The sequence below is a fragment of the Pseudomonadota bacterium genome (genome assembly GCA_039028155.1).
Classification (GTDB): domain Bacteria; phylum Pseudomonadota; class Alphaproteobacteria; order SP197; family SP197; genus JANQGO01.
Genome location: JBCCIS010000008.1, coordinates 91,248 through 113,821, shown reverse-complemented (window position 1 = coordinate 113,821; position 22,574 = coordinate 91,248). Strand labels below are relative to the sequence as shown.

Genomic DNA, 22,574 nt, shown 5'->3' with positions numbered 1-22,574 from the left:
CGATCGTCTCATCTTTCCAACAACGGACAGTTTCTGTCATCGCCGGGGGTTAACCTCACATCTGCGCCCCAACGAAAACGCCAACCTCGATATCCTCAAAACTCTCGGTCGGTGCGTTGGAGTCACGGTTTGTATATTGCGCTCTTCCGCCCGCATAAAAGTTCCGATTGATTAAATAGACACCGTCGACACCAAAGCCCCAGACATCATCCTCACGGGTAATGCCTTCGTAGTCGAAGTTGGTAAGCCCTACGTTGGCCCCCAAAATGACGTTGCGCAGCAGCTCGTGCTCGACCTCGATCACGCCGGACGTCTCCAGGATCGATGAGGCGCCCGCCTGTGTCGTTTCCACGAAACTGCGCTCCAGCACCAAGCGGGCCGTCGTAAGGGGCGTAATGCTCCAATAGATGTCGCCGCCCAGATCGAAGCTGTCGGTATCGGCGAATGTCGGGTCGTCGTAATAGCGTTGGATGTAGCCGCCATAGACGTCGCCAGAGAACGTTTCGGTGATCTCAAAGGCCACGCCGGCATCCGCGCGCCAACCGTTGTTGTCGCGCACGCGACCGGCATCATCGGGGGTGTTGTCGTAGGAAACGTCGATGTAGCTGCCCAGAACAAAGATCGCGTAACCCGGGCTGACGTTGTAGTCGACACGCGCGGTACCCTCGACCGCGCTCTGGTCGCGGTCGGCGTTGTTGACCATCATCGTGCCACCGCCGGCGGTCACGTTCTCGAACGTGAGGTGGGAGTACTCGCCGCCAAGAAAGATCGTGAAGCGGCCCTGCGTGGTCGTCGCGTTGACGCCGGTCCGAAACTCGTCGAATTCGGTCGGTTCGTCGCCGTTTACGTCCTCAGGCGAGCCGCGATCCTCATGCAGGTGGTCCCAGGAGACGAAGGCGCCGACCCGTGTCGAGCGACGGACATCCAATCGCCCGGCAGCGAAGAAACCGTAGTCGAAGTAGTTCTCGTCGGAGTTGTCGGCGAAGACACCGCCATTCGCCGTGGCGCCAAAGGCGACGGCGTGGTTGTTCCAGTCGGACACCACGTTGATGCTGGGCGCGTAGGTCGTGATGAAATCGTCGGATTCGTTGGTTTCGGTGCGAAAAACGTTGGTGTCGTAGACTTCGCCAAGCTCAAACGACGGAAAGACCAGGAATGAACCGACCGGCAGACCCTCGGGGTCGTAGTCGGGCCGCGCCCGGTTGCGAATGCTATACGGGTTGCCTTGGGTCGGCCCGGTGAGGCCTTCCTGCGCCGCGGCCCTGTCCGGCACGGTAAGCAGGACCGCCCCCGCGACAAGGGCAGCAAACCCAATGAGCAGCAGCAATCTAGTCCCCATAGCGAAACCCTTTGCTCTCCAGCACCATACCCGTCCCTGGTTTCGTGCCACCAAGCCTCAACGCAGTTTATGGCGCGAAGTTGGCAACAGCGTCGTTCGACACCACTTTAAGCCCGAAAGCTTGCTCATCTTCTCCCTTGCGGCCAGTCCGGCAACGACTCGACACAAGGAGGTCTCAATCTCAACGGGCCGCAACCTGCGCCCGGACCTCATACTAAAGTCTAAAATTATCACATAGATAGTGTTACTTCATAAGGTCTTCTTGCAAGATAGGCCGCCAAATGCCACTTAGTCAATCGTCTGCGGCACCGTCACGAGAGATGTCTTTAACCCTGACGTCATTGTGTCATGTTGCAGCAATGACACGTAACGTGACTACGAAACACGATTTATGTGACAAATACGCATCAGATCATGAAGCCCATTGCTCTGAGCACGTGACGAACGCTAATATGTAGACCTGAGATCGAGGTTTCAGGTTCGTCGAGCGCGATGAGTGAAACCATGAGGACTCACGACCTTTGATTCGTGGATGGTAGGGTTGAGCTAATGCGGTGCTTGTTGTCCCAAGGGCACCGCAGGAAAAATCTGGCGCGGAGTTGTAACACCATGGCCTGGCTTGGACGGCGCCTGACAGATCATTGGGGGGAAACGAGTGACCTTCGTTTCATTAGAACAATCGGGATTTGGCCAGCCCAATAAGGTTTCGCAAAGCATTACGGTAAAGCAGGATGCGGACTATGACGTTCGCGTCCTTCGCCAGCCGCAATCTGGAAAGTTCAACTGGTTGTCGTTCCAGTTGTTCGTACGCTTTTCCGACATCGCCTTGGTGCTGCTGGGTGCCTGCCTGGCGAGCCTGATCAGGTTCGACACGCTGGCCATTTCTGACCCGCACATCGCGCTTGTCATGATTGCGGTCATGGCCTTGCTGCTGAGTTCCGAGGTTCTGAAGCTCTATGGCGAAAGGCAGATCGTCTCGTCCTTCCGCAGTTCCATGAAGTGGATCGCGGCGTGGTCGATCGCGATGACGGTGGTCCTGGGCTTTTTGTTCTTCACCAAGAGCGGTGCTGAATACTCACGCCTTTGGGTGTTCTACTGGTTCGTCGGTGCCCTGATCCTGGTGGTGCCCGCGCGGGTTGCCTTCGCACGCTGGTGCCGGCGCCTGGTCGTAGACGGCAGCATGGGCGAGTACATCGCCCTGGTCGGCACGCCGGAGAATGTCTGGATTGCCCGCCGCGCCCTGGACGACAAGGTCCAGCTTGGCATGGTGATCATGGACAAGCGGCATCACCCGGGCACGATCGAAGCGGAGATGGAATTGGCGCTAGCCGACGTTGACCGGGTGATTCTGGCGGTCGACCACTGCGACGACGCGCGCGTCAGGACATGGCTTGACCTGTGCCGGCGCCGCTGTCTGCATCTGGTGCTGGCGCCCAGCCTGACACCCGAACTGCTGGACTATGAGCCGCATCAGATCGGCGGCCTGCCCGTCTGGCGGCTCAGCACGAAGCCTTTGTCGGATTCGGCGCTGTTGATCAAACGTGTCGAAGATCTGGTCCTCGGCTCTTTGCTGACGCTCGCGGTGGCACCGCTGCTGCTGCTCATTGCGCTCGCCATCAAGGTTGAAAGCAGGGGCCCGGTTCTGTTTCGCCAGATGCGGCACGGTTTCAACAACTCGACCTTCACAGTCTACAAGTTCCGAAGCATGGAGCATGCGGAAGAAACGTCAGGCAACGTGGTTCAGGCAAGCCGGGCCGATCCCCGTGTGACCCGGGTTGGCTGGTTCCTGCGTCGATCCAGCCTTGATGAACTGCCGCAGCTCTTCAATGTGCTGAAAGGCGAGATGTCGCTTGTCGGACCGCGCCCGCACGCGGTGCCGCACAATCATCTCTACGGCAAGCAGATCGAAGACTATTTCCGGCGCCACCGCCTGAAGCCGGGCATTACCGGTTGGGCCCAGGTGAACGCGCTGCGTGGTGAAACGCGGTCGATCGATAAGATGCGTGCGCGTGTCGAGCACGATCTCTACTACATCGACAACTGGTCTTTGGCGCTTGATCTGAGAATTCTGCTACGCACCGTTACGGTGATGGTGCATCCGACCGCATACTGATGTGCTGACCATTGCAATGGTCTGTTCGGGACGTTGTGATCTGATCACCTGACCCGCACATCAAAGACTCTCGAGTGGCCGCCTCTTTGGCGGCCACTTGTTTTTCAAGGGGCCGGTTCGAGTTAGATAGACGGGCGTCGTTGAGGGTGGCCGATCCGCAGCCTGAACGCTGGCCGCGCCCAGCGGCAAAAGGATGGCGCTTGAACCTAGGCCGCGCGATCGCGGTGAACGGCAGCCGTCTCGGGGAAACTTACGACCTTGCTTTGCTGCGAAACAGCCTGGCCGGGCTCAGCATGGCCAAAGCGGGCCGCCATGCGGCACAAAGCAAACGCCAGAACAAGCGAAGGAGCGAAGATTAAGAAGGCAGCGACATAGATCATTTCAGTAACCCATCAATATTAGGGCGACGACACTTATATTTTTGCTGATACCTCAACTACATCAGCAGGCAGTTTGTATTATGGTGCCCTCTATAGACCTTTCGTATTTTGCTTTCCGAAAAGGCTATCGGATTTCCCGGATTGCGTCACTCACTTTAGGATAGGTCGTTGCGAGAAATCGAACTCCATAACACTTTCGATAAGATAGTTATCCACCGTTCGGAGGGTATTGATAGCTGTCACACTGGCGAGTGTTGCCCGTCCCTATTAGTGACGGCCAACATGATTTTGCGCGATTTCAACGAGATGTGGCCGCTTGAGAAACGATTTTCCGAGGAATCCGGCCCAATCGCTGCTGAAATGTCCTCGGCGACAATTCCCACAACAGGCCACCGCCTCCATCCATGAAGTTCCATCCCATGCAGATAGCCGGCGCCTTCCTGGTCGAGTCGACGCCTCACGGCGACGATCGCGGATACTTCTCCAGGACCTTTTGCCGGGAAACATTTCGCGAAGCCGGTTTGGAAACCGATTTCGTTCAGGCCAACGCGTCGTTCAGCGCACAGCGCGGCACGCTCCGCGGCATTCACTACCAACAAAACCCGTACGACGAGGCGAAGCTCGTGCGCTGCACCAGAGGCGCGATCTATGACGTGATCGTCGATTTGCGGCCGCAGTCCGAAACCTATCTCCAGTGGCAGGGTACCGAGCTTACCGACGACAACCTGCTGCAGGTCTACGCACCCCGCGGCCTGGCCCATGGCTTCATGACGCTGCGCGACGACGTCGCGGTCGCCTATATGGTCTCGGCCGCTTACGAGCCGGCGAGCGAGGGAGGTATTCGTTGGGACGACCCTCGCTTCGCCATCGATTGGCCCGGCGAAGTCACCACGATCTCCGACAAGGACGCGAACTGGCCGAACTTCCAAGAATAGCCGTCACGAACGTTTGACCCCTGCCACCGGTCGGCGGTGCAGGCGGCGCCGTCGGCCTATGAAACTGGCCGAGGACGCTGGTTTCCCATCACGGAGCCCAATTGGCGGCGCGCCGGACCATCGCATCGCCAGGCCACAAAACCCGCCAATTGTTGGACAAATCCTAATCCTTTTGTGGTATATCTTACCTCCAAAGGATTAGAGATCGTTGTTGGAACCCAACGAGGCTCTGAGGGGCGCCCCAACCACTGGTGAGCGGCACGATGGGACAGGAAGCACGAACGACCGGTAACACGGCCAAACCAGCCGATTTGCGCGTTCTCCGCGCCGGCGGCGAGCACAAATCGCCACTGCCTAAGGATTTTGTGGCCGAAGTCGAGCGACGCGCCAGGGCCGAAGGCCCGCACGATCCCGATCCGGAGGATATGGCGCTCTCCGACCACGCCGGCTTGAAAGAGCAGATCATGGTCGGCGGCGGCATTCTCGCCGCCCTGATCATCGCGTTCGTTCTCGTCTTTGTCGGCGGATCCGACCCCGATGACGCGACCGGCGGCATCGTCGTCGCGTCCGACACCGGTGGCGATGGCGACGCCACGGCCATGGCAGCCGGCGACGCGGCAGAAGCAACAGCTGACGGCGAGAGCGGCGCTGGTGCCGGCATTGCGGTGACGGCCGAAACCCCTGATGCGACGGCGCCGGCACCGACTGTTGCCGGTTTCGGCGGTTTCGGCGCGGATTTCAGCACACCGGCCATCACGCCCGGCGAACCCGCGGCGCTCGACATGACGTTCGGCGAACTGGCCTATCACCAGCCTGCCACCGAGGTCATTCTTGCCGCCTTCAATCCGGAAGGCAGCGTCGACATGCCGTGGCTGAACCAGGCAGACCACAACGTTTCACCCTATTGGTCGGAAGCAAAGCCCGCGACACTTGCCGTGCTTGAGATATCCGCCACCACCGCGGGCGGGTTTCTGCAGGATGGTACGCCGGCAGCAACAACCGATGCCCAGGCAGCGCCGGCGGCCCAATCGAGCGATCAGGTGTTGGCGAGCAGCGACGAGCTGATTGCGACAAAGTCGGCCACGGTTGCCGCGCCGCCAAAAGGCACGAGGATCCAACTTGCGGCATACGGCTCCGAACAACGGGCCAACGAGGCCTGGTCCGAACTTCAGGCAGCTCATAGCGACATGCTTGCCGACCTTCAGCCCATGGTCGAAAGCGCGTTGCTGGATAGCGGAACGTTCTATCGGCTTCAGGCCGGCCCATTCGGCTCCACCGACGATGCGACGGCGTTCTGCCAACAATTGCTCGAACGACAACTGGACTGCATCGTCATTCCCCGTTGACGGCGCGGCGTGACGCGAGACCCGGCGCATACGTCACGGGTTACACATGCCGTCCGCTAAAGCGCACCGCCAGAGCGCTCGTGGTTAGATGACGCCTTCTGGCGGTTCCACCCAGCCAGGATTAGGTTTAGTCGCCTGCGGTGATCTCTATTTCGATCAACATCTCCGGCAACGCCAGGCATTGGACACCGATCACCGTTTGCGGCGGGCGAATGCCGGCCTCATCGATCCAGTCCTTGTAGACATCGAAGTTCGCATTGAAACCCTCCATGTCGGCCACATAGAACCGAACGAGAAGGATGTTGCTTCGTTTCATGCCCGCGCCGGCGAGGACCTCGTCGAGGTTGGCGAGTGAGGTTCGGAACTGCTCGCGGTGGTTACCGGCGTGAAGCGCCATCTCCGTACCCGGATTGTCCGGATCCTCACCTATCGAGGCCTGACCGGAAACATGGAGAATGCGGCGCAAGCCGTCGACCACCTCTCCCTGATCCATGCTGTACTGAGTGCCCCAAGGGGTCGGATTGACGGATGTGCGTTTCATGATCGGGATCATGTCACGAGCGCGCGGTCCGCGACAAACTATTGTGCCGCGCGATGACGCCGCACGCGGAAGAGGTTTCGGCGCGATGGCAACCAATGTTGGCGGTCTCACCTTGACTTTCCTGGCGTCTGCGCGAAGTGTCAAACACATGCGATGCTCCAGAGTTGTTCAAGCTGGCGGCCGTTTCGCGACCCCACGCAGAGTAGATTGAAGACATGAACGACACGCCGAGACGTTTCAGCAGACGCCGCTTTCTGGCGGGATCCGCGTCGGTAGCAGCGCTGGCCACGGCCGGGTTGCCGCTTCAGGCGGTGGAAAGCGAACCGCTCGATCTCGTCACGCGCCAAACGAGCTACGCGTTTGACCGACCGGTCACCGAAGGACTGGTCAGCTTGATCGACAACGCGCCGCCGCCCGTCATTCGCATGCGGCAGGCTGCGCCCTTCGTCGTGAACCTGACGAACGGCCTGAGCGATTACACGACCATGCACTGGCATGGCATCCGCCTGGCGAACGCGATGGACGGCGTGCCCTATCTGACCCAGTTCCCGCTGGCTGAGGGCGACAGCTTCCGCTACGCCTTCACACCGCCCGACGCGGGCACCTATTGGTATCACCCGCACTGCATGACCATGAGCCAGATGGCCCATGGCCTGACCGGCATCCTCATCGTCGAAGAGCCCGACGATCCGGGCTTCGACACCGATCTGCCGATCAACTTGAAAGACTTCAGGCTTGATGACGACGGCCAACTCCTGCCGTTCTTCACGCCGCGCGGCGCCGCGCGCGCCGGTACCCTGGGCAATGTGCGCACGGCGAACTGGCAGATCGACCCGGTCCATGAGCTGCCCGCCGGCGGTTTGGTGCGGCTTAGGATCGTCGCCACGGACACGACGCGGGTCTACAAGCTGGTGCTGCCCGACGCCCCCGGCACGATCATCGCCTGGGACGGCCATCCCGTGGACGAGCCGATCGCATGGCCCAGCGAGGAGTCGCCCATGTGGCTTGGCCCCGGACAACGTGTCGACGTCGCGTTGCGTATGCCAGATGACGAAGGCTCGGAACTGACACTTCAGACCATGATCGCCAATCGGCCGAACAGTCTCGCGCGCCTGCGCTCGGTCGGGCCGTCCTTGAAACGGGATCTCGCCGAACTGAAACCGCTTGCCCGAAACCCCGTCGCCGAGCCGGACCTCGCCTCGGCCGAGACGCGCGAAATGGTGTTCGGTTGGACGCCGGAGGGCGATGGCGAGGACAACGGTTTCTGCGGCAACTACGGCTACAGCTTTTGGTCGATCGACCGGCAGCCGTGGCCGGGCGATGCGGTCGAAGGGGTCGGCCCGGTCGCGGATCTTACCCTGGGTAAAAGCTACGTCCTGCGCCTGCGCAATGAATCCCCCAACCTGCACCCGATCCATCTTCACGGTCTCGCTTTCGTGCCGATCCAGTCCAACCAGCGGCAGCTGCCGCGCAACTGGACCGACACGATCCTGCTCTTGAAGAACGAGACCATCGACATCGCGCTTAAGGCCGACAACCTCGGCGATTGGGCGTTTCACTGCCATGTCATTGAGCACCAAAAGACCGGCCTCGCCGGCTACATTCGGGTATCGTGACGCCGCCTTTGGCCGCATGGCCAAGCACCGATTTCCATGAGATAGCACCATGCGCCTGAAGGACTGCCACAACTTCCACGACTTCCGCGAACTCGCGCGCCGCCGGCTGCCCAGCCCCATCTTCAACTATATTGACGGGGCCGCGGACGACGAGGTGACGTACCGCAAGAACACGTCGAGCTTTGACAACGTCGACCTGGTTCCCGATATCCTGCGCGGCGTCGAGGAGATCGACATGTCGGTCGATGTCATGGGTCAGAAGCTCGCGCTGCCGATCTACTGCTCGCCGACCGCTTTGCAACGTCTGTTCCATCACGACGGCGAACGCGCCGTCGGCGCGGCCGCATCGAAGTTCGGCACCATGTTCGGATGCTCCTCGCTCGGCACGGTCGGCCTTGAAGAGCTGCGCAAGGCTTACGCCACACCGCAGGCCTATCAGTTCTATTTCCACAAAGACCGTGGCCTGAACAGCGCCATGCTGGAACGCGCGAAGGCATCGGGCATCGACGTCATGATGCTGACCGTCGACTCAATCACCGGCGGCAACCGCGAGCGCGATCTGCGCACGGGTTTCGCTATCCCGATGAAGCTGACGCCCGGCGCCATGCTGCAGTTCGTTCTGAAGCCGGCGTGGGGCTTGAATTATGCGACCCACGAACGCTTTCGGCTGCCGCAACTCGAAGAACACATCGACATGAGCGGAAGCGCGATTTCGATCGGACAGTACTTCACCGATATGCTCGACCCGTCGATGAACTGGGACGACATCGCCCAGATGGTGCAGCAATGGGATGGTCAGTTCTGCCTGAAGGGACTGATGTCGGTCGAGGATGCGCGCCGCGCCGTCGACATCGGCTGCACGGGTATCATTCTGTCGAACCATGGCGGCCGCCAACTCGACGGCTCGCGCACGCCGTTTGACCAGCTGGGCGAGATCGTCGATGCGGTCGGTGACACGATCGATGTCCTGATGGATAGCGGCGTCCAGCGCGGCACGCATGTTTTGAAAGCGCTCGCCATGGGCGCCAAGGCGGTCGGCATCGGCCGCGCCTACCTCTTCCCCCTCGCCGCCGCCGGTCAGGCAGGCGTCGAACGCGCACTCAGCCTGCTGCAGACCGAAATCGAACGAGACATGCGCCTGATGGGGGTGCGCAGCGTGACCGAGCTCAGCCGCGACAAGCTGCGGATAGGCTCATCGTTCTCGGCGTGATGGACGATTGCAGTCCACTGCGACCTCGTCTCTGCGTGGATTTCAGCGTTAACAGGCAAAACACAGGGAACTCTTTGCGACTTATGCCGATCTCTGAGTTTCTTGACTTGTTTTTCGCAGCCTTTCTAGCGCCTAAGGGCCAGATTCACCTCGCCACGGTGCCACTAGGGACCAAATGTCGCATGGGGCGACCACCATAGCGGCACCTTTATGGTATCGGTGGTGAGCGGACCAGTACCCCCTGCCACCTGTCTTGCCGTCTCGTACCCTCCCTGCGCATAACGCACGATGCCAATTCCAGCATCCGTTGTCAGGCAAGCATCAAGCCTGAGGTCCGCTTCCTCGGTGCCGTCGGCGATCATGGTGACGCCAGTATGCGCCGAGACACCCATCGTCCCGTTGGCCTGGATCGAGACGAGGTCGGCCATGCCGGCGACGTTCAAAAGTGCGTTGAGATAGGGCCAGTCAGAGATGTTGTCGGAGCCATCTTTCATGTCCTCTGTCTCCAGCGATGGGTTCGCGATCGAACCACAGTCCAGGTTGTCACGAGAGAAGGCAATCGGACCGGCGACTTCGCCTTTCTTGATCAGCTCATTCACGGCCAAGCCGAACGCCTTGCGCTGACCGAAACCGAGAAAGCATACCCGCGCTGGCAGTCCTTCTAAGGGCAAGGTCTGGCGTGCTTTGGGTATCCAACGCTGCACGACCGGACAGTCTGGAAAGAGCTCCAGCACCAAGTCATCGAGCCGGCTTTGGTCATCCGGCTCGCCTGATACGCAAGTCCAACGAAACGGGCCACGCCCCTGCTCAAACATCGTCGGTCTCCAATAGCGTGCCACGAAACCCGGGTATCGAGAGGCTTCGTCTCGTGACATGCCGGCATCGACGCATTCCTTGCGCACGAACGTGCCGTATTCAAAGACCACGGAACCCGCATCGGTGAAGCGGTTCATGGCACGAACCAGGCGTTTCATCGTCTCTCTAGAACGTTCGAGATAGTCGTCTGGATTCTGCCGACGCAGGCCCTCTGCGTTTGTGGGATCGACACCCGAGGGCACGAAGGCGAAGGGATCGTGGCACGGGCACATCTCGGTTACGACATCAGGATGCCAGCCGCGTTCCAACGCCTGTTCGCAGACGTCGGTCATGTTGCCGTGAAGAACGATGCCCAGCGGCGTGCCGTCCGACTTGGCGCGCTCGGCGATGGCGATCGCGTCACTTAGATCCTTTGCCTCGACGTCGGCATAACCGTCTTTCAAGCGACGGTCTATGATGTCCTTGCGGACCTCTACGGTCACGCTGATACCACCGTGCATGTTCATGGCCAGAGGCTGTGAACGTCCCATGCCGCCAAGGCCAGCGGTGAAGAAGACGCGGCCTTTGAGGTTGCCGGCGAAGTGCTGGTCGGCGATGCACGCCAGCGTCTCAAAGGTGCCTTCGACGACGCCTTGGCTGCCGATGTACTCCCATGGTCCGGCCGTATAGGCAGAAAAGGTCGTGAGGTTCTTCTCGATCAAATCGTAGAACATGGGCCAATCCGCGCGAATGACATTGGTCAAACCCATGACAACGCGCGGCGCCAGGCGATGGGTTTTGAAGACGGCGACCGGCATCCCGGCCTGAATCGCCAAAGTCTCGTCGGTTTCAAGATCGATCAAAGACTCAACGATCGCGTGGTAACTTTCCCAATTGCGCGCTGCCTTGCCGATCCCGCCATAGACGACGAGGCGTGACGCGTCTTCGGCGTTCTCCAAGTTATTCTCGAGCATGCGAAGCAGGGTTTCCTGCTTCCATCCTTTGCAGCGCAACGTGTCGCCGCGCATGGCCTTCACATCCGTTAGTACCCGCGCGCTCATGTTCGTTTGCCTACCCCATACGCCTGATCCCAGTCGATCTGGTTGCGAATACGAGACTGCATGCCACACCGCATCGTCGAACCCGATTGACCGCCAACGCAAATCTACAAAGATCCCAAACTTCAACGAAGAAAAATGGTGGGCGACGGCAGGATTGAGATTACCCAGAGCAAAGGCAAGCGCGTCGTCACGCTGCCAATCGGCGAGTTGCCGATACCGAAGCAGCGCCTTGACGAGGAGCTCGAGCGCAAGGCCGAACGCAAGGTGCGACGCGTCGGAGTCACCAACCTGTTTACCCGCGAGGACGCCGGCTAAGTCATTGAAAAGATTGGTGGGCCGTACAGGATTCGAACCTGTGACCCGCTGATTAAGAGTCAGCTGCTCTACCAACTGAGCTAACGGCCCGCGCCTATCTATCAAACGCGCCGGGGCTTGTCGAGGCACCCGAAAGCCGCGGATTAGGCGGGTTTCGGGCGCGCGCTTTAAACGGCGCCGGAACGGGCCTAAACTGGGTCAGCGGCCGGCCCCGGGGTCGGCCTGGAGGGACCTTGGTGACAGCAACGCATAAGGAGGCTCGCCATGCGTCGTTTTTGGGCACTCGCTAGTGTTGGCCTGGCGCTCTCGCTCTCGATCAGCGCCGCCAAAGCCGCCGAAACCGTCAAGATCGGCGCCTATTACTTCCCACCGTTCGCGACACAGACAGCCACCGGCATCGGCGGCATGGTGGCCGACCTGGTCGATTTGATGAACGAGGCGCAGGACGATTACGTCTTTGAACTGGTCGATACGTCCGCGCGCGACCGCTATGCGGACCTCGCCGCCGGGAAGTTCGACATGATCGCCTTCGAAAGTCCGGAATGGGGCTGGGGCGATGAGGACGTTGTCCTGTCGGACGTTTTCATGACCGGTCAGGAGATCTATGTGACCCGCGCCGATGTCAATCGCGATCAAAGCTTCTTTGACGACGTGACCGAGCACAAGATCGCCGCCGTCTATGGCTTCCACTATGGCTTCGCCGATTTCAACGCCGATCCCGCTTATCTGCAGACGACCTATACGGTCGAGCAGCCGCTGAACCCCTGCACCAGCCTCTATTACGTGCAGGACGGCCGGGCCGATATCGCGATCGTGTCAGAGGCGTACTTGAGGAAGTTCCTGGGCAACCATCCGGAGTTCACGGGCAAGTTCCTGGTCGCCGACAAGATCGACCAGGAGTACCGCCACAGCTTCGTGCTGCGCCCTGATTCGGCGCCGCCGGTTGAAGAGATCAATACACTGTTGGCCCAACTGAAGGACTCCGGCGAACTCGACGAGCTATTCGAGACCAGCGGATTCTAGATCGGCCACACACGTCACGAGGGCCCTTGCCGAAGATTGCAGGGGCCCTTTTCGTTTGCACGGTCAATAGGTCGGGCCGTCCGCTTACGAGCAGGCGCCCGTCTGGTCGTTAGGCTTTGTTCACTGCCTCAGTCCGCAGTTTCAAATCGCCCCGCAACCAACCCTTGGACGTCAGGCAAGCTGACCGCCGGTGGCGTCGAAATCCATGCCGTTGAACGCCGTGGCCGCGTCGGATGCAAGGAACATGACGCCTTGCGCCATCTCTTGCGGATCCATGATCCGGGGCGTTACAAAACTCGGTGCGGCCGCTTCGTAGGTGAGACCTTGGTGGGCGAAGCTCTGGCGCAGCATCGGTGTATCCACCGCAAGTGGAGAGATCGCCACCACGCGAATGTTGTCCTTGGCCAGATTCGCGCCCGCCTTGGTCAAGCCCGCCACCGCATGTTTTGACGCGTTGTAGTGCGCCGTATTGGGGAAACCTCGATGCGCGGCGACAGATGCCATGTTGACGATGACGCCGTTGCCTTGTGCCTTCATCACCGGAATGGCGTACTTCATCCCGTAGAACACGCCATTGGCATTGGTCAGCATCACGTCGCTGAAGTTCTCGACCGAGATGTCTTCGATCAACGCCGGCGTCATGAAGATGCCGGCATTGTTGAACAACACGTCGAGCCGCCCGTAGGTCGTGACGGTTGCGGCGATGAACGCCTCAACCTGCGCGGGGTCACGCACATCCGTCACCATCCACGTTGCCTCGCCTCCTTTGGACCGGATCGCGGCCTCGACTTCTTTGCCCAGGGCATCGCGTCTTGCCGTGATAACGACCTTCGCGCCCTCCATCGCAAAAGCGTGGGCCGTCGCCGCACCGATGCCGGAGTTGCCGCCGGTGATTGCCACCACTTTCCCGGAGAAGCGACCATCCGGGTCGACCTGATCGTTCGCGGACACCGGATTAAGCGAGTTGGCGTTCGCCGTGGTGGCGGCGGTCGTCGCGGCCGCGGCCGCCAGACCAAATGCACCACGAGCGAGGAGCGAGCGGCGGGTGGCTGTGGTTCCAGATTTCATGGTGTGGCTCCTTTCAAAAAGGCAGGGCGTGTCGTGCTGATGCCGCGCAACACGATCAACGTGATCGGGTTCGAGGTGTCGTCTTCGCGTTGTTGGTTTGCGGTCATCTGCCCGGTGTGTCGCGGACGTATTCGCTGCCGCGTTCAGCAGTCGCCGTGAACGTCATGCCGCTGATCTTCCATTCGCCGCCGACACGTACAAGGCTGTGCTCATAGGTACCCCAGACTTCCCACAACGGATTGCCGCCGTTTTCGGGCAACGCACCGCGTTCCATCCGGTTCCACGCATAGCCGTTGCTGAGCATCACGGCCGTGTCGGCATCAATGAACGTGACGCGGTGATTGCCGCGTAAGTGAAAGCTCTCCTTCTCAGCGGTCAGGTTCGCCGACCAGCCGGCAATCAATCCATCAGAAGGAATGCTCGCCGGTTCACCACCCACGAGCGACGTGAAATCAACATCGATTTCATCGGTGAACAGACTGCGAGCAAGCGCCCAGTCCTTGGCATCAACGGCGGCATCGAGCGTATCGACAACTCGGATCATCTCCATCTGATCGACAAGCGCTTCGACGGTGACCGGGCTGCCTTGAAGATCTGGTGATGCAGTCTGGGCGTAGCCGCTGAGAGGCATCGACAGGGCAACGGCAACCGCGAACATCAGAGTCTTCATCAACGACCTCCGTCGTGCTGTGTCCCGACACGGAGGAGATAGTGCTTGAGATCGATAACAACCAATACTGCGATGGTATTATTCTGATGCCTTCTGAATATCAGACGTTAAGCGCCGCATTGATGAACAACTGCGTCAGGCTGCCCGGGTTTGGTCGGTGGATGAACACGAACTCGAGGGGGACCGACAGGCCGCGAACGTTCCGGAACTGGACGCGGCGCGGTGGTCGCTGCACGTTGGCTGAGTTGACAAGCGCGCAACCCACACCTGCCGAAACAAGGCTCAACATGGTCGTCTCGTTATCAGCCTGTTGAACGACCTGCGGTTCGAGACCAATGGCCGCCATTGCGTCGCTTAGACGATCAAAATAAGCGGGCGCGGCCTCGCGTCGGAAGCGGATCATGGGCAGCCCATCGATGTCTTCGAAATCGAGCGGACGATCGTGACCAAAGTTCATATCGGTTGACGCGGCGAGAACGACGTTGTCGGTGGCCAGCGGATGGACCTCCAGCTTGCCCTCGACAAGATTGGCTTGGCGATACACAAAACCCGCATCCAGCCCACCGTCCAGGACGGCGTCGATCTGTGCAACGGAGCCGAGTGGCACGACATCGAGTTGAACATCCGGGTAAGCGCGGGCGAAGCGATTTAAGGCTTCGGGCAGATGTCCCGACCAGGATGCGCTTTCTAGCAGGCCAACCTTCAGTGTTCCGCCTTTGCCGTCCGCAATGCGTCGCGCCTTTTCAACGGCCGCTGCGGCTTGTGCCAGGATAGATCGGGCCTCCTCAGCAAAGACTTTGCCGGCATCTGTGAGGACGACCCCTCGCCCTTCACGTCGGAGTAAAACGAAGCCAAGCTCCAATTCGAGATCTTTGATCTGCCGTGAAATCGCAGGTTGGGCGACGTTCAAGCGGTCCGCGGCATGCCGCACGCCGCCATGATCAGCGATAGCAACGAAGTAGCGTAGATGTCTCAGTTCCACGCTTAACGATACCCCTAAAGCATCACTAGAAAAAGAACACAGAATTCCAAGCTATCAAACATGGTCGAAACATAGGCCCATCAACATGTAGGCGATGGGACGCGGTCGATGGTCAGCCTAGTCTCTGAGCCAGATCGAACAAATGCATCGGACTGCAGAGGGAATCAGGACGACAACCGGCCGGTCGACTGCTGCTGGCCGAAGGCGGCCTCGCAAGCGACCACATAGACCCGCTGAACTCTCTACGCCGAGGCTGTGTGGGGGAACCAGCCAGATCCGCTGGCACCTGGCTTTCGCTTGCGTGGTGTCAGTAAAGCGAACCGCCGGGCCGGCGCGGCACGGGTGTGTCGCGGTGCACGTGGACGCTGGCCAACATGCCGAAGCCGACCATCAGCGTCATCATCGCCGTGCCGCCATAGGAGATCAGCGGCAGCGGTACGCCGACCACCGGCACCAGGCCGGTCACCATGGCGATATTGATGAAAACGTAGAGGAAGAAGGTGACGGTGACGCCTAGTGCGACCAAACGGCCAAACTGGCTGGTCGCGCGCAGGCTGACCCCGATGCCATAGGCAATGATCAGCACGTAGAGCAGCAGCAACAGCAGCGCGCCCGCCATGCCGAGTTCTTCGGCCAACATGGTGAAAATGAAGTCGGTCTGCATCTCTGGCAGAAACTCCAGATGGCTCTGGGTGCCCGCCATGAACCCCTTGCCGAACATGCCGCCGGACCCCAGCGCGATCTTCGACTGCAGGATGTGATAGCCGGCGCCCAACGGGTCGGTACTGGGATCGAGATAGGTCAAAATGCGCTGGCGCTGATAATCGTGCAGCATCTGCCAGGCGACCGGCAGCGCGGCGCCGCAGGCGACGGCGGCGCCGATGAAATAGCGCCACTGAATGCCGGCGGCGAAGCACAGGGCAACGCCGCCCGCCGCCAACAGCATGGCGGTGCCCAGATCCGGCTGTTTGAGGACAAGCGCTGTCGGCACGCCGATCAGAATGATGGGTCCTATCAACGCCTTCATCTTGGCGATGCCTTCCGGCCCCAAGCCGTGGAAGTAGCGGGCGAGTGCCAGAACCAGCGCCAGCTTCATCAGCTCCGAGGGCTGCAGCTGGAAGACACCGAGGTCGATCCAGCGTTGCGCGCCCATGCCGACACGCCCCATGACCTCGACGGCGACCAGCAGCAGTAACGCGAAAACGAAGAAGGCATAGGCGAAGCGGTGCAGTTGCCTGATGTCGATCATGGCGACGATGAACATCAGCACCATGCCGACACCGAAACGCACCATCTGACGTGACGCCCACGGCTCCAGACTGCCGTTGGCCGCGGAATAGAGCATGGCGAAGCCGACGAACGCGACCATCATTAGAAGCGCCACCAGCCCCCATGACATCTGGCCGAGTTTGTGGCGCAGGGTGAGCGCGGGCCGGCCGATAAAGTGGGCGGTGTTGGCCATGGCGGTCAGAGCTCCGGGCTGACGACCGGCGTCTCGACCGGGTCGGCGTCCGGGGTCTCTTGGAAGCGGGCCGATTGGCGACGCTGGGCCTCACGCAGAATGTCGCGGGCCACCGGCGCCGCGGCTCGGGAACCGCCGCCGCCGTGCTCAACAACGACGGCGATCGCGTAGCGCGGATTCTCAACCGGTGCGTAGGCAACAAAGAGCGCATGATCGCGCTCGATCCACGGGATCTCCTCGATCGATAGGTTGGCTGCGCGGTCGGCGGCCGTGATGCGGCGTACCTGGGCGGTGCCCGTCTTACCGGCCATGGTCATGCCTTCATCCTCGATCCGCGCACGATAGGCGGTGCCGCCCTGCGGGTCGTTGACCACGCGATTCATACCTTCGCGCACCAGATCCATGGCAAACGGGTCGACACCCAGCGGTTCGAACTCAGGAATGCTCGGCCCGCCGGCCGGCCGCGCCAGCCGCGGCACAACCTTATGTTGGCCATTGCCCAGGCGCGCCGCCATGACGGCAAGCTGCAGCGGGGTCGTCAGCACGTATCCCTGGCCAATGCCGGCGATCAACGTCTCGCCGCCTTGCCACGATTCACCCATCACCGCGAGTTTCCACGCAGGCGTCGGGATCAAGCCCTCCCGTTCGCCGGGCAGTTCGATGCCGCTCACCTCACCCAAGCCGAAGCGGTTTGACATCTCCGCCATTCGCTCGGCGCCGAGCTTGCGGGCGGTTTCGTAGAAATAGACGTCGCACGAGCGCTTGATCGCATCGACCATGTTCATGTGGCCGTGGCCGCCGCGCTTCCAACAATGGAATCGGTGGTTGCCGAGCGTGTAGTGGCCCGGGCACCAGACCGTTTGATTGGGATCGATCAGGCCTTCCTGCAAACCGGCGAGAGCGACCATCATCTTATAGGTCGACCCGGGCGGATACTGGCCGGCGACCGCCTTGTTGATCAGCGGCGTCTTCGGATCGTTCAACAAGGTCTGCCAGAGATCACCGCTGAGCCCATAGGTGAAGACGTTGGGATCGAAACTGGGCGAGGAGACAAGTGCCAGGACGTCGCCATTGGTGACATCCATGACGATGACGGCGCCCGCCTCGTCCTGCAGTCGGCGCGCGGCAAACGCCTGCAGGCCGATATCGATGGTGAGCGTCAGGTCGTTGCCGGGCAGCCCTTCCTGGCGCGCGATCTCGCGGATGATCCGGCCATAAGCGTTGACCTCGACATGCTGGGTGCCGGCACTGCCGCGCAGAACAGGCTCGAAGATGCGTTCGGCGCCGTTCTTGCCGGTGCGAAAGCCGGGCAACTCAAGCAGCGGATCGCCGGTCAACTCGGCTTCCGACACCGCGCCGACATAGCCGGTGACATGGGCGGCGAGATCACCATAGGGATAAAGCCGGCTTTCGCCGACTTCGATCATCACACCGGGCAGTTCCGGCGCGTTGACCTCAACGCGGGCGACTTCCGACCAGGTGAGGTCCTCGCGCACGGTCACCGGTACAAAGTCGCGCTTGCGCGACGTCTCGCGGTTGACCCGGCTGATATCGCGGTCGGTCAGTTCGACGATAGCGCTCAGCCGATCCAGGGTGTCGGCAACGCTTTCGGTCTGTTCGGACACCAGGACGAGGCGGTAGTTCTGCCGGTTGACCGCAACGCCGTTGCCAAAACGATCGAGGATCAGGCCGCGTGGCGGCGGCAGGAGACGCATGTTGATGCGGTTCTCTTCGGCCAAGACCTCATAGGCTTCGGCATCGATGACCTGAAGCTGGTAGAGGCGCGCGACCAGCCCGGACAGCAGCAGCGCCTGGCCACCGGCCAGAATGACGGCGCGCCGGGTGAACTGCTTGCGTCTGTCGAGGTCGCGGTTCATGTCAGCTGGCCGCCGTGTTGCCGGCCATGCGTGGCAGCAGGGCATGGCAGCGGCCCAACAGCCACGCGACAGCGGGGAAGATGGCGATGGTGACAATCGCCTGCAGAACAACGGGCGTGATGGCGAGGAACGTGCCCATGTAGATCGAGCCCAGTAGCCAGCGCAGCATCATGGCCAGCGGCGCGATGAGCGCGAAACCCCACCACAAGATGTGAAACGGCTTGTGCAGGAAGAACCGGCGCTGCGTGACGCTGATCGCTTGGGCCACGACCAAGACGAGCGCGCCCAGCCCCAGCGGACCGCCGGTGACGATATCGCTGATCAGACCCAGGAAGAAAGCGGCGGCATAGCCGAACAGGTCCGGTCGGTAGACCGCCCAGTAGAAGACGGCGGCCAACGTCAGGGACGGCGTCACCGCCCCCACATGGGGCAGTTGTAGGGGTACGGCCATCAGCATGGAGAGAACGACCGCCAGGAGGAACGGCGCCAAACCAGCGACCAGATAGCGCAGTCTGCGGACCTGGCTTTCCATTACCAGAGCTGATCGATGGCGCCGGCTTCTCGGGTCGTCGGCAGAAGACCCGGCAGGGCGTAGTCAAGCACCCGGACATACTCGGCACGGCCGACATCGACGAAGGGCTGCACCTGCCACACGCCATCCTGGTTGCCGGTAACCTGACCGACCGGCAGGCCCGGCGGCAGCATGCCGCCCTCACCCGACGTCACCAGCCGGTCGCCAACCGTCACGATGTCCTCGTCGGTGACATAGACCAGACGCAGCCGGTCGGAGTTGTCGCCGGACAAAACGACCGATTCGCCGGTACGCTCAATGACGACGGGAATGCGGCTGTTCAAGTCGGTCAGCAACAGGATCCGGGCGCTGCGATTGCCGACCTCGACAATGCGGCCAATCATGCCCTCGGCCGTCACCACGGCCTGGCCGACGCCGACCCCGTCGTTGGCACCGGCATTGACCAACGCGGTACGCACGAAACTGCCGCTCGACATGCCGATGACCCGCGCGGTCACAAAGGTGCTGCGCGGCTCGGCGACCGCCGACAGCAGAACCCGAAACTCCTCGTTCTCGGCGCCCAGGCGGCGCGCCACGGTCTGCCAGTGCAAGAGCCGCTCGTTCTGCTCGCGCAGCTTGGCGTTTTCCTCGAAGACCGAGAAGAAATGATCGACGTAGTCGATGCCGTCCTGGACCGCCCCGACCGGGCGCGACAGCACATCCATGACCGGCGCCAGACCATCGACGGCCTGGGCGCGCATGTTGACGACAATGGGGTTGTCGACCCGGTTCAACAGCATCAGGCCAATGGCGATGCCGACGAAGAGCGGCAACGCGAAGCGCTGAACGATTCCTCTTATGGAATAGGTCAGCTTCAGCATGCGGCGTTACCCCGGTGGCGCCCCCCAAAGCGCCACTCGATTGTTGTTAGTCGAACTGATTATAGAGTACGTGCTTCAACGTCTTCTTGTCTTCAAGAACCCGCCCGGTTCCCAAGGCGACGCAGCTCAGGGGTTCGTCGCCGATCGAGACAGGCAGGCCGGTGGCGTGACGCAAAACGTTGTCGAGATTGCCCAGAAGCGCACCGCCGCCGGTCAGCACGATGCCCTTGTCGACGATATCGGCGGCCAGCTCCGGCGGCGTCTGTTCCAGCGCCGTCTTCACGGCGTCAATGATCTGACCGACCGGTTCCGACAGGCTTTCGGCGACCTGGCGCTGGCTGATGATGAGCTCTTTCGGCACGCCGTTCATCAGATCGCGGCCCTTGATCTCCATGGTGTCGCCTTCGCCGTCGTCGGGCGGGCTGGCCGAGCCGATGGTCTTCTTAATGCGTTCCGCGCTTGATTCGCCGATTAACAGATTATGGGTGTTGCGGATGTAGCGGATAATCGCCTCGTCCATCTTGTCACCGCCGACGCGCACCGAGCGCGAATAGACGATGCCACCCAGAGACAGGACCGCGACCTCCGTGGTACCGCCGCCGATATCGACCACCATCGATCCGGTCGGCTCGGTCACCGGCAGGCCGGCGCCGATGGCGGCCGCCATCGGTTCCTCGATCAGGCCGACCTTGCGCGCGCCGGCACTCTCTGCCGATTCCTGAATCGCGCGCCGCTCGACCGCCGTCGAACCGGAGGGAACGCAAACAATCACCTCGGGGCTCGCGAAGCTGCGCCGGTTATGCACCTTGCGGATGAAGTGCTTGATCATCTCCTCGGCGATCTCGAAATCCGCGATAACGCCGTCGCGCAGCGGGCGGATGGCTTCGATGTTGCCGGGCGTGCGGCCAACCATCAGCTTGGCCTCCTCGCCGACCGCCAGCACCTGAGTCTTGCCGCGCGATGTCGCGATGGCGACCACCGACGGCTCGTTCAAGGCGATGCCGCGCCCCTTGACGTAGACGAGTGTGTTGGCTGTTCCCAGATCGATGGCCATGTCCGATGACATGAAACCGAGAAGACGGGCAAGCATGGTCGCTCTTTTCTCTCCCAAACGGGGCGCCCAGCGCCCCGTGATCCCCAATTAGCCCGTCCCTCTTGTCACCGCCGTTACACCCGGACCGACCGGGATGGCTGCCTCGCGATGACCCAAAATGGGACAGACCCTGCTAGCTCACCTAGGAGGCGAGATTTCACCAGCTATTTCAAGCAGCTAGCCGGCGACATTCATACCATGACCTACGATTATCAACGATAGTTAATAATTCGGCGTGTACCCGTGACACCTGTCACAATCCTGGCCGTCTGCCAAGGGCGATCGGAAGAGGCAGGCCGATTAGTTTTTCGACTTGTCCACCATCCGGGTCTCGGCGATCCACGGCATCATGCCGCGCAGGCGCGCGCCGACTTCCTCGATCCCGTGCTCGGCCTCGCGCCGGCGGGTCGCCTTGAAACTGGTCTGGCCAACCTCGTTTTCCAGCATCCAATCGCGGGCAAAGCGGCCGGACTGGATATCGTCCAGGATCCGCTTCATCTCGGCGCGGGTCTCGTCGGTAATGACGCGGGGCCCACGCGTGTAGTCACCGTACTCCGCCGTATTCGAAATCGAATAGCGCATGTTGGCGATGCCGCCCTCGTAGATCAGGTCGACGATCAACTTCACCTCGTGGACGCATTCGAAGTACGCCATCTCCGGCGCATAGCCGGCTTCGATCAGCGTCTCATAACCAGCCTTAATGAGTGACGTCAGACCGCCGCACAAAACCACCTGCTCGCCGAACAGGTCGGTTTCGCATTCTTCGCGGAAGCTGGTCTCGATAACACCGGCACGGCCACCGCCGATAGCGCAGGCATAAGAGAGGCCAAGCTCATGCGCGCCACCGGTCGCGTCCTGGGCGATCGCCAGCAGGCACGGCACGCCGGCGCCGCGCTGGTACTCCGCGCGCACCGTATGGCCCGGCCCCTTGGGCGCCACCATGATGACGTCCAGATCGCTGCGCGGCTCGATCAGGTTGAAGTGAATGTTGAGACCATGGGCAAACGCCAGGGTGGCGCCCTGCTTCATGTTACCGTGAAGGTGGTCGCGATAGAGCGCGCCCTGCCCTTCGTCCGGCGTCACCAGCATGATGAAGTCGGCCCAGGCCGCAGCATCGGCGGGCGTCATGACCTGAAGTCCCTCGCCCTCGGCCTTGGCCGCGCTGCCGGAGCCTTCGCGCAGCCCGATCGCGATGTTCTTGACGCCACTGTCGCGCATATTGAGCGCATGGGCGTGACCCTGGCTGCCGTAACCGATTACCGCGACGTTCTTCGACTTGATCAGATTGATGTCGGCATCGCGATCGTAATAGACACGCATGGTTCCTTATCCTTCTTGGTCAACTGGCCTATTGGC

At 61.2% G+C, this 22,574-nt stretch carries 19 protein-coding genes and 1 tRNA gene; 7 read left to right on the top strand and 13 right to left on the bottom strand.

What is annotated here, in order from left to right; genetic code table 11:
• Positions 1-55 precede the first annotated feature (55 nt).
• The gene (locus AAF563_06585) at positions 56-1,327 is read right to left on the bottom strand and encodes an outer membrane beta-barrel protein (protein MEM7120922.1); all 1,272 of its coding nucleotides are present in this window, start codon (positions 1,325-1,327) and stop codon (positions 56-58) included.
• Between the two features lie 667 nt (positions 1,328-1,994).
• On the opposite strand from AAF563_06585, the gene AAF563_06580 reads away from it, so the two are divergent.
• The 3 genes from AAF563_06580 (at position 1,995) to AAF563_06570 (ending at position 6,113) form a co-directional block, all read left to right on the top strand.
• Positions 1,995-3,452: an undecaprenyl-phosphate glucose phosphotransferase gene (locus AAF563_06580; protein ID MEM7120921.1), complete on the top strand. Its 1,458-nt coding sequence runs from the start codon at positions 1,995-1,997 to the stop codon at positions 3,450-3,452.
• Between the two features lie 784 nt (positions 3,453-4,236).
• On the top strand, positions 4,237-4,767 hold the full coding sequence (gene rfbC / locus AAF563_06575; protein MEM7120920.1) for a dTDP-4-dehydrorhamnose 3,5-epimerase: 531 nt from the start codon (positions 4,237-4,239) through the stop codon (positions 4,765-4,767).
• A 263-nt stretch (positions 4,768-5,030) separates the two neighbouring features.
• A complete protein-coding gene (locus AAF563_06570; GenBank protein MEM7120919.1) occupies positions 5,031-6,113 on the top strand; it encodes an SPOR domain-containing protein in 1,083 nt (360 codons plus the stop codon).
• 127 nt (positions 6,114-6,240) lie between these two features.
• Here the strand turns inward: AAF563_06570 and AAF563_06565 are convergent, their stop codons facing one another.
• On the bottom strand, positions 6,241-6,654 hold the full coding sequence (locus tag AAF563_06565) for a RidA family protein (GenBank protein ID MEM7120918.1): 414 nt from the start codon (positions 6,652-6,654) through the stop codon (positions 6,241-6,243).
• Between the two features lie 215 nt (positions 6,655-6,869).
• On the opposite strand from AAF563_06565, the gene AAF563_06560 reads away from it, so the two are divergent.
• Together AAF563_06560 and AAF563_06555 are read left to right on the top strand one after the other, a co-directional pair.
• Positions 6,870-8,270, top strand: a complete 1,401-nt coding sequence (locus AAF563_06560) for a multicopper oxidase family protein (protein MEM7120917.1) — start codon at positions 6,870-6,872, stop codon at positions 8,268-8,270.
• A 49-nt stretch (positions 8,271-8,319) separates the two neighbouring features.
• A complete protein-coding gene (locus AAF563_06555) occupies positions 8,320-9,480 on the top strand; it encodes an alpha-hydroxy acid oxidase (protein ID MEM7120916.1) in 1,161 nt (386 codons plus the stop codon).
• Positions 9,481-9,644: 164 nt separating this feature from the next.
• Here AAF563_06555 and AAF563_06550 read toward each other — a convergent pair whose 3' ends face one another.
• Positions 9,645-11,336 (bottom strand): urocanate hydratase, encoded by a 1,692-nt coding sequence (locus AAF563_06550; GenBank protein ID MEM7120915.1) that lies wholly within the window; start codon positions 11,334-11,336, stop codon positions 9,645-9,647.
• A gap of 135 nt (positions 11,337-11,471) precedes the next feature.
• Between AAF563_06550 and AAF563_06545 the strand changes: the two genes are divergently transcribed.
• Positions 11,472-11,651, top strand: coding sequence for a hypothetical protein (locus tag AAF563_06545; protein ID MEM7120914.1), 180 nt, complete (start codon positions 11,472-11,474; stop codon positions 11,649-11,651).
• Positions 11,652-11,665: 14 nt separating this feature from the next.
• Here AAF563_06545 and AAF563_06540 read toward each other — a convergent pair.
• Positions 11,666-11,741: transfer RNA gene (locus tag AAF563_06540), tRNA-Lys, on the bottom strand.
• 174 nt (positions 11,742-11,915) lie between these two features.
• On the opposite strand from AAF563_06540, the gene AAF563_06535 reads away from it, so the two are divergent.
• Positions 11,916-12,674, top strand: a complete 759-nt coding sequence (locus AAF563_06535) for an ABC transporter substrate-binding protein (GenBank protein ID MEM7120913.1) — start codon at positions 11,916-11,918, stop codon at positions 12,672-12,674.
• Between the two features lie 171 nt (positions 12,675-12,845).
• On the opposite strand, the gene AAF563_06530 is transcribed toward AAF563_06535, so the two are convergent.
• The 9 genes from AAF563_06530 to ilvC all read right to left on the bottom strand — a co-directional run bounded on the left by AAF563_06530 (position 12,846) and on the right by ilvC (position 22,538).
• Positions 12,846-13,742, bottom strand: a complete 897-nt coding sequence (locus AAF563_06530; GenBank protein MEM7120912.1) for an SDR family oxidoreductase — start codon at positions 13,740-13,742, stop codon at positions 12,846-12,848.
• Between the two features lie 103 nt (positions 13,743-13,845).
• Positions 13,846-14,400, bottom strand: coding sequence for a nuclear transport factor 2 family protein (locus AAF563_06525; GenBank protein MEM7120911.1), 555 nt, complete (start codon positions 14,398-14,400; stop codon positions 13,846-13,848).
• 112 nt (positions 14,401-14,512) lie between these two features.
• Positions 14,513-15,394 carry a LysR family transcriptional regulator gene (locus tag AAF563_06520; protein MEM7120910.1) on the bottom strand — a complete coding sequence of 294 codons (882 nt, stop codon included), beginning with the start codon at positions 15,392-15,394 and terminating at the stop codon, positions 14,513-14,515.
• A 307-nt stretch (positions 15,395-15,701) separates the two neighbouring features.
• Positions 15,702-16,856, bottom strand: coding sequence for a rod shape-determining protein RodA (rodA, locus tag AAF563_06515; protein ID MEM7120909.1), 1,155 nt, complete (start codon positions 16,854-16,856; stop codon positions 15,702-15,704).
• A 5-nt stretch (positions 16,857-16,861) separates the two neighbouring features.
• On the bottom strand, positions 16,862-18,733 hold the full coding sequence (gene mrdA, locus AAF563_06510) for a penicillin-binding protein 2 (protein MEM7120908.1): 1,872 nt from the start codon (positions 18,731-18,733) through the stop codon (positions 16,862-16,864).
• 1 nt (position 18,734) lies between these two features.
• A complete protein-coding gene (gene mreD / locus AAF563_06505) occupies positions 18,735-19,265 on the bottom strand; it encodes a rod shape-determining protein MreD (GenBank protein ID MEM7120907.1) in 531 nt (176 codons plus the stop codon).
• Positions 19,265-20,125, bottom strand: coding sequence for a rod shape-determining protein MreC (mreC, locus tag AAF563_06500; protein MEM7120906.1), 861 nt, complete (start codon positions 20,123-20,125; stop codon positions 19,265-19,267). Before mreC ends, mreD begins: the two co-directional genes overlap by 1 nt.
• Positions 20,126-20,171: 46 nt before the next feature.
• Positions 20,172-21,215 (bottom strand): rod shape-determining protein, encoded by a 1,044-nt coding sequence (locus AAF563_06495; protein ID MEM7120905.1) that lies wholly within the window; start codon positions 21,213-21,215, stop codon positions 20,172-20,174.
• A 303-nt stretch (positions 21,216-21,518) separates the two neighbouring features.
• On the bottom strand, positions 21,519-22,538 hold the full coding sequence (ilvC, locus tag AAF563_06490; protein MEM7120904.1) for a ketol-acid reductoisomerase: 1,020 nt from the start codon (positions 22,536-22,538) through the stop codon (positions 21,519-21,521).
• Positions 22,539-22,574 lie beyond the last annotated feature (36 nt).

Bases quoted from the DNA above. Each gene is read 5' to 3' on its own strand.
- rfbC (MEM7120920.1), top strand. From the start codon at position 4,237: ATGAAGTTCCATCCCATGCAGATAGCCGGCGCCTTCCTGGTCGAGTCG.
- AAF563_06570 (MEM7120919.1), top strand. From the start codon at position 5,031: ATGGGACAGGAAGCACGAACGACCGGTAACACGGCCAAACCAGCCGAT.
- AAF563_06565 (MEM7120918.1), bottom strand. From the start codon at position 6,654: ATGAAACGCACATCCGTCAATCCGACCCCTTGGGGCACTCAGTACAGC.
- AAF563_06560 (MEM7120917.1), top strand. From the start codon at position 6,870: ATGAACGACACGCCGAGACGTTTCAGCAGACGCCGCTTTCTGGCGGGA.
- AAF563_06555 (MEM7120916.1), top strand. From the start codon at position 8,320: ATGCGCCTGAAGGACTGCCACAACTTCCACGACTTCCGCGAACTCGCG.
- AAF563_06550 (MEM7120915.1), bottom strand. From the start codon at position 11,336: ATGAGCGCGCGGGTACTAACGGATGTGAAGGCCATGCGCGGCGACACG.
- AAF563_06545 (MEM7120914.1), top strand. From the start codon at position 11,472: ATGGTGGGCGACGGCAGGATTGAGATTACCCAGAGCAAAGGCAAGCGC.
- AAF563_06535 (MEM7120913.1), top strand. From the start codon at position 11,916: ATGCGTCGTTTTTGGGCACTCGCTAGTGTTGGCCTGGCGCTCTCGCTC.
- AAF563_06530 (MEM7120912.1), bottom strand. From the start codon at position 13,742: ATGAAATCTGGAACCACAGCCACCCGCCGCTCGCTCCTCGCTCGTGGT.
- AAF563_06525 (MEM7120911.1), bottom strand. From the start codon at position 14,400: ATGTTCGCGGTTGCCGTTGCCCTGTCGATGCCTCTCAGCGGCTACGCC.
- rodA (MEM7120909.1), bottom strand. From the start codon at position 16,856: ATGGCCAACACCGCCCACTTTATCGGCCGGCCCGCGCTCACCCTGCGC.
- mrdA (MEM7120908.1), bottom strand. From the start codon at position 18,733: ATGAACCGCGACCTCGACAGACGCAAGCAGTTCACCCGGCGCGCCGTC.
- mreD (MEM7120907.1), bottom strand. From the start codon at position 19,265: ATGGAAAGCCAGGTCCGCAGACTGCGCTATCTGGTCGCTGGTTTGGCG.
- mreC (MEM7120906.1), bottom strand. From the start codon at position 20,125: ATGCTGAAGCTGACCTATTCCATAAGAGGAATCGTTCAGCGCTTCGCG.
- AAF563_06495 (MEM7120905.1), bottom strand. From the start codon at position 21,215: ATGCTTGCCCGTCTTCTCGGTTTCATGTCATCGGACATGGCCATCGAT.
- ilvC (MEM7120904.1), bottom strand. From the start codon at position 22,538: ATGCGTGTCTATTACGATCGCGATGCCGACATCAATCTGATCAAGTCG.